The following is a 6,127-nucleotide window of genomic DNA, read 5'->3' on the forward strand; positions in this document are numbered from 1 at the left end:
ACGCCATGACGCTGGCCATCAACCTGCCCGACGTGCTGGTCGAAGTCGAGGCCGTCTTCGCACGCTACGAGGACGCACTGGTCCACAACAAGGTCGAGGTGCTCGACGAATTGTTCTGGGACAGCCCGCACACGCTGCGCTACGGCGCCGGCGAGAACCTCTACGGCTACGCCGCCATCCAGGCCTTTCGCGCGGCGCGGCCCGCGCAGGGCCTGGCGCGCGCGCTGCTGCGCACCGTCATCACCACCTATGGCCGCGACTTCGCAACGGCGAACTGCGAGTTCCAGCGCGAGGGCAGCACGAAGACCGGGCGCCAGAGCCAGACCTGGATGCGCACCGCCCAGGGTTGGCGCGTGGTGGCCGCGCATGTGAGCCTTATCGATTCACCGATCCCCTGACCCCTTCCACTCCCGGAGCACACCCATGAGCCAGTTCAACCGCCGCGAATCCCTCAAGTCCCTTGCCGCGCTCGCCTCCGCCTCCACCCTCGGCGGCTGGAGCGCACTGGCCAGCGCGCAGAAGCCGCTGACCGTGGGCGTGATCTACGTCGGCCCGCGCGACGACTACGGCTACAACCAGGCGCACGCGCAGGCCGCGGCCGAGCTCAAGAAGCTGCCCGGCATTAAGGTGGTCGAGGAAGAGAACGTGCCCGAGACCGCGGCGGTGCAGAAGACCATGACCGGCATGATCGCGCAGGACGGCGCGAAGCTGCTCTTCCCCACCTCCTTCGGCTACTTCGATCCGCACATCCTCGCGCTCGCGCCCAAGAACCCGGAGGTGCGCTTCTCGCACTGCGGCGGCCTGTGGGCCGAGGGCAAGCACCCGAAGAACGTGGGCAGCTTCTTCGGCTACATCGACGAGTGCCAGTACCTGAACGGCGTGATCGCCGGCCACATGACCAAGAGCAACAAGATCGCCTTCGTCGCGGCCAAGCCCATTCCGCAGGTGCTGCGCAACATCAACGCCTTTACCCTGGGCGCGCGCTCGGTCAAGCCCGGCATCACCTGCAGCGTGATCTTCACCGGCGACTGGTCGATGGCGGTGAAGGAGGCCGAGGCCACCAACAGCCTGGCCGACCAGGGCTGCGACGTCTTCACCATGCACGTGGACGGGCCCAAGGTGGTGGTCGAGACCGCGGCCAAGCGCGGCAAGATGGTCTGCGGCTACCACGCGAGCCAGGCGAAGCTGGCGCCCAACGCCTACCTCACCGGCGCGGAGTGGAACTGGCTCACCGCCTACAAGGCCATCGTCGAGGCGGCGCAGGCCGGCAAGCCGCATCCCAACTTCCTGCGCGGCGGGTTGAAGGAAGGCTACGTGAAGATGTCGGCCTACGGCGCGATGGTGAGCGACGCGGCGAAGAAGAACGCCGAGGACGTCAAGGCCAAGATGCTGGCCGGCAGCTTCGACATCTTCCAGGGCGGGCTGAAGGACAACAAGGGCGCGGTGGTCATTCCCGCGGGCAAGGCGCTCAAGCAGACCGACCTGGAGCTGGAGAAGATGAACTACCTCGTCGAAGGCGTCGTCGGCTCCGTCGGCTGAATATGTCTGCCCCCCGGCTTTTCACTCGCTGCGCTCGTGTAACTCCACCCCCCGAGGGGGAGGCCCGGCCGCCTTGGGGCGGCCCGGCGGCGGCCAGCACCTTCTCTCGACAGCCATGCCCGGCGCACTGAAGGAAGCCTCCCTGCGGGTGTTCGCCATCGCGGCGGCGCTGCTGCTGTTCGGCGTGTTCGTCTGGTTCGCCGGTGCCAGTCCGCTGGAGGTCTGGGTGATCCTGTTCAAGGGCGCCTTCGGCGACTGGTTCTCCTGGCAGAACACCCTGCAGCGCGCCGCGCCGCTGATGCTCACCGCGCTGTGCGTGGCGATCCCCGCGCGCGCCGGGCTGGTGATCATCGGCGGCGAGGGCGCGCTGGTGCTCGGCGGCCTGGCCTGCGCCGCCTTGCCTTACGTATTGCCGCTGCCGGCCAACGCGCTCGGCTCGCTGGCCCTGTGCATCGCCGGCGCGCTCGCGGGCGCGCTGTGGATCGTGCTCGCCGGCTGGCTGCGGCAGTACCGCGGCATCAACGAGACCATCAGCAGCCTGCTGCTGGCCTATGTGGCGATCGGGCTTTTCAAGCACCTGGTCGAGGGCGCGCTGCGCGATCCGGCCAGCCTGAACAAGCCGGCCACGCGTTCGCTGGCCGAAGGGCTGGGCATCGGGGGCATCGGCGGCTCGGACGTGCACTGGGGGCTGGTGATCGGCATCGCCGCCTGCCTGGTCTCGGGCCTGTGGCTGCGCGCCACGGCCTCCGGCTTCGCGGTGCGGGTGGTCGGCGGCAACCCGCGCACGGCGCAGCTGGTGGGCCTGCCCGCCAGCCGGCTGATCCTTGCGGCCTGCGGCCTCGGCGGCGCCTGCGCGGGCGTGGCCGGCGCGGTGGAGGTGGCCGCGGTCCACACCAACGCCAACGCCTCGCTGATCGCAGGGTATGGCTACGCCGGCATCCTGGTGTCCTTCATCGCGCGCCACAACCCGGTGGCGGTGATCCCGGTCGCGATCCTCTTCGGCGGCTTCGGCGCGGCGGGCAGCCTGCTGCAGCGGCGAGTGGGCCTGCCCGATGCCTCGGTGCTGGTGCTCCAGGGCATGGCCTTCGTGCTGATCCTCGCCAGCGAGGGCTTGCGCATGGTCGACTGGAAGAAGCTGCTGAAGAGCCGGGCGCCGGCGGCGCCCGAGCCGCACCTGCGCAAGGAGCCCGTATGACGATGGATCAATGGATCGCGCTCGTGGCGGGCATCGTCGGCGGCGGCCTGCGCGTCGGCGTGCCCTTTCTCTTCGTGAGCCTGGGTGAATGCCTCACCGAAAAGTCGGGCCGCATCAACCTCGGACTCGAAGGCGTGCTGGTGCTGTCGGCCATGGCCTCCTTCGGGGGAGCCTGGCTCACGGGCTCGGCCTGGCTGGGCGTGCTGATCGGCGCCGCGGCGGGTGCCCTGCTGGCGCTGCTGCATGGCCTGCTGTGCTCGCTCGACCGTGTCAACGACGTGGCCACCGGCATCGCGCTGATGCTCTTCGGCACCGGGCTGGCCTTCTACCTGGGCAAGCCGCTGATCCAGCCGCAGGCGCCGCAACTGCCGGCCATCCCGCTGGGCGACTGGAGCGACAACCCGGTGGTGCGCGCGGCGCTGCAGGTCAATGCGCTGGTGCCGTTGGGCATCGTGCTGGCCATCACGATGTGGTGGGCCTTCGCGCACACGCGCATCGGCCTCTTGGTGCGCATGGCGGGCGATTCAGCCAATGCGACGCGTGCGCTCGGCTATTCGGTGGTGGGACTGCGCATCGCGGCGACCACCGCCGGCGGCTTCATCGCGGGGCTGGGCGGTGCATCGCTCACGCTCTTCTACCCCGGCAGCTGGAACGAGGGCATCTCCAGCGGCCAGGGCCTGATCGCGGTGGCGCTGGTGATCTTCGCGCGCTGGAGCCCGCTGCGCTGCATCGGCGCGGCGCTGCTCTTCGGCGGCGCCGGCGCCATCGGGCCGGCGCTGCAGTCCATCGGCGTGGGCTGGGGGTACCACCTCTTCAACACGGTGCCCTATGTGCTCACGCTGCTGATCCTGGTGCTCACCTGCAGGCCGGGCAGCGTGGCTGCCGGCAGCCCGGGCGAGCTGTCTTCCACCCGCTGAACCGACGACACATGAGCACTGCCGAACGCTTCGTCTCCGCCGACCCCTACGCCTGGCCCTACAACGGCGCGCTGCGGCCCGACAACACCGCCCTGATCGTGATCGACATGCAGACCGACTTCTGCGGCGAGGGCGGCTACGTCGACGTGATGGGCTACGACCTGTCGCTGGTGCAGGCGCCGATCGCGCCCATCGCGCGCACGCTGGCACGGCTGCGGGCGCTGGGCTTCTGCGTGATCCACACGCGCGAGGGCCACCGGCCGGACCTGGCAGACCTGCCCGCCAACAAGCGCTGGCGCTCGCGCCAGATCGGCGCCGGCGGCGTGGGCATCGGCGATGCGGGGCCGTGCGGCCGCATCCTGGTGCGCGGCGAACCCGGGTGGGAAATCATCCCCGCGCTGGCGCCGCTGGACGGCGAGGTGGTGATCGACAAGCCCGGCAAGGGCTCCTTCTACGCCACCGACCTGGCGCTGGTGCTGCGCACGCGCGGCATCGAGAACCTGATCCTCGCCGGCATCACCACCGACGTCTGCGTGCACACCACCATGCGCGATGCCAACGACCGCGGTTTCGAATGCCTCCTGCTGTCGGACTGCACGGCGGCGACCGACCACGGCAACCATCTGGCCGCGCTGAAGATGATCACCATGCAGGGCGGCGTGTTCGGCGCGCATGCCACCTCGGCCGCGCTGCTCGAAGCGCTGGCCGGGATGTAGCGGGAGCGGTGCTCATGGCCGATCCCGCTGCCCAACCCATCGGCGCGCTGCCCGCCGCGACGGGCGCGCTCGCGCTCGACACCTACCGCCTGACCAAGCGCTTCGGCGACTTCACCGCGATGGACGGCGTGAGCATGTGCGTCGAGCCCGGCAGCGTCCACGCGCTGCTGGGCGAGAACGGTGCCGGCAAGAGCACGCTGGTCAAATGCGTCGCCGGCTTCCAGCGCGCGGAGGAGGGCAGCATCCTGATCGACGGACGCGAGCAGGAGATCGCCAACCCGGTGGTGGCGCGGGCGCTCGGCATCGGCATGGTCTACCAGCACTTCACGCTGGCGCCGGGCATGACGGTGGCCGAGAACCTGCTGCTGGCCGGCGGCCGCACGCCCGCGGTGATCGACTGGAAGCGCCAGCGCGCCGAGCTGGAGGAATTTCTCGCGACCACGCCTTTCCGGCTGGACCTGGACCTGCGCCCCTCGGCGCTGGCGGCCGGCGAGAAGCAGAAGCTGGAGCTGCTCAAGCAGCTCTACCTGAAGCCGCGCCTGCTGATCCTGGACGAGCCCACCTCGGTGCTGACGCCGCAGGAGGCGGATGAAGTGCTGGGCCACGTGCGCGCCTTCGCGCGAAGCGGGCTGTGCACCGTGCTGATCATCACCCACAAGTTCCGCGAGGTGATGGCCTATGCGGACAACGTGACGGTGCTGCGGCGGGGCAAGGCGGTGCATCACTGCCGGGTGGACCAGACCGATCCGGCGCGCCTGGCGGCCGCGATGATGGGGGAGGGCGAGGCGCCGCCGCCGGAGGGCGAGATCGCGTCGGCCGATGCGGTCCGGCCGGTGGTCGCTGCGAATGCGCCGATGGCGCTGCAGGTCCAGGGCCTGCGCGCGCAGGGCGATCGCGGGACGCTCGCCGTGCATGACCTGAGCCTCGACGTGCGCGCCGGCGAGATCCTGGGCGTGGCCGGCGTCTCGGGCAACGGGCAGCGCGAGCTGGTCGAGGCGCTGGTCGGACAGCGCGCGCGCCTGGCCGGGGAGGTGAAGGTGATGGGCGAGGCCTACGGCGCGCGGCGCGAGGAGAACCGCCGGCTGAAGGTGCGCAGCCTGCCGGAGGAGCCCCTGCGCAACGCCTGCGTCGGCGACCTGAGCGTGGCGGAGAACATGGCGCTGCGCGACTTCGACCAGCCGCCGCTGGCCCGAGCCGGCGTGCTCGACTTCGGCGCCTGGCGGCAGCGTGCGCGCGAATGGATCGCCGAGTACGGCATCAAGACACGCGGCGAGGGCGCACCGATCCGCAGCCTCTCGGGCGGCAACGTGCAGCGCGCGGTGCTGGCGCGCGAGCTCGCAGGGGACATCAACGTGCTCATCGCGGCCAATCCGGTGTTCGGGCTGGACTTCGCGGCGGTGGCGGAGATCCACGGGCGCATCCGGCAGGTTCGCGCGCGCGGCGGGGCGGTGCTGCTGATCAGCGAGGACCTGGACGAGCTGCTGGAGATGGCGGACCGGATCGTGGTGATGAGCGAAGGGCGGATCGTGTTCGAGACGCCGGCAGGGTCGGCGGAGCGGCATGTGCTCGGCGCGCACATGGGTGGGGGGCATCACGCATGAACGCTGTCTTGCTCCCTTCCCCTCTGGGGGAGGGTGGGGGTGGGGGCACTGGGCCTTTGTTTGTACGTTGCGGTTGTTGTTGCGCAGGAGCCGGGAATTCGCCCCGGCGGGCGAGTCACTTTCTTTGCTTCGCCAAAGAAAGTAACCAAAGAAAGGCGA

General features: G+C 70.2%; 6 protein-coding genes. All 6 read left to right on the forward strand.

All coding sequences use genetic code 11. The annotated features are described in order from the left end of the window. Positions 1 to 5: 5 nt before the first annotated feature. The 6 genes from hpxZ (at position 6) to A8M77_RS25725 (ending at position 5,968) form a co-directional block, all read left to right on the forward strand. On the forward strand, positions 6 to 398 hold the full coding sequence (gene hpxZ / locus A8M77_RS25700; RefSeq protein WP_086924353.1) for an oxalurate catabolism protein HpxZ: 393 nt from the start codon (positions 6 to 8) through the stop codon (positions 396 to 398). 25 nt (positions 399 to 423) lie between these two features. Then, positions 424 to 1,539, forward strand: coding sequence for a BMP family ABC transporter substrate-binding protein (locus tag A8M77_RS25705; RefSeq protein ID WP_086924354.1), 1,116 nt, complete (start codon positions 424 to 426; stop codon positions 1,537 to 1,539). A gap of 115 nt (positions 1,540 to 1,654) precedes the next feature. Next, entirely contained in the window at positions 1,655 to 2,734 is a 1,080-nt protein-coding gene (locus A8M77_RS25710) for an ABC transporter permease (protein WP_086924355.1), read from the forward strand. Then, a complete protein-coding gene (locus A8M77_RS25715; RefSeq protein WP_086924356.1) occupies positions 2,731 to 3,651 on the forward strand; it encodes an ABC transporter permease in 921 nt (306 codons plus the stop codon). The genes A8M77_RS25710 and A8M77_RS25715 overlap by 4 nt, the downstream gene beginning before the upstream one ends. Positions 3,652 to 3,662: 11 nt before the next feature. Then, positions 3,663 to 4,367: a biuret amidohydrolase gene (gene biuH / locus A8M77_RS25720; protein WP_086924357.1), complete on the forward strand. Its 705-nt coding sequence runs from the start codon at positions 3,663 to 3,665 to the stop codon at positions 4,365 to 4,367. 14 nt (positions 4,368 to 4,381) lie between these two features. Then, entirely contained in the window at positions 4,382 to 5,968 is a 1,587-nt protein-coding gene (locus A8M77_RS25725) for an ABC transporter ATP-binding protein (protein ID WP_086924358.1), read from the forward strand. The last annotated feature ends 159 nt before the right edge of the window (positions 5,969 to 6,127 follow it).

The organism is Variovorax sp. JS1663, assembly GCF_002157355.1.
Taxonomy (GTDB): domain Bacteria; phylum Pseudomonadota; class Gammaproteobacteria; order Burkholderiales; family Burkholderiaceae_C; genus Variovorax.

Excerpts from the sequence above, each read along its gene's own strand:
- hpxZ (WP_086924353.1), top strand. The coding sequence starts at position 6 with ATGACGCTGGCCATCAACCTGCCCGACGTGCTGGTCGAAGTCGAGGCC.
- A8M77_RS25705 (WP_086924354.1), top strand. The coding sequence starts at position 424 with ATGAGCCAGTTCAACCGCCGCGAATCCCTCAAGTCCCTTGCCGCGCTC.
- A8M77_RS25710 (WP_086924355.1), top strand. The coding sequence starts at position 1,655 with ATGCCCGGCGCACTGAAGGAAGCCTCCCTGCGGGTGTTCGCCATCGCG.
- A8M77_RS25715 (WP_086924356.1), top strand. The coding sequence starts at position 2,731 with ATGACGATGGATCAATGGATCGCGCTCGTGGCGGGCATCGTCGGCGGC.
- biuH (WP_086924357.1), top strand. The coding sequence starts at position 3,663 with ATGAGCACTGCCGAACGCTTCGTCTCCGCCGACCCCTACGCCTGGCCC.
- A8M77_RS25725 (WP_086924358.1), top strand. The coding sequence starts at position 4,382 with ATGGCCGATCCCGCTGCCCAACCCATCGGCGCGCTGCCCGCCGCGACG.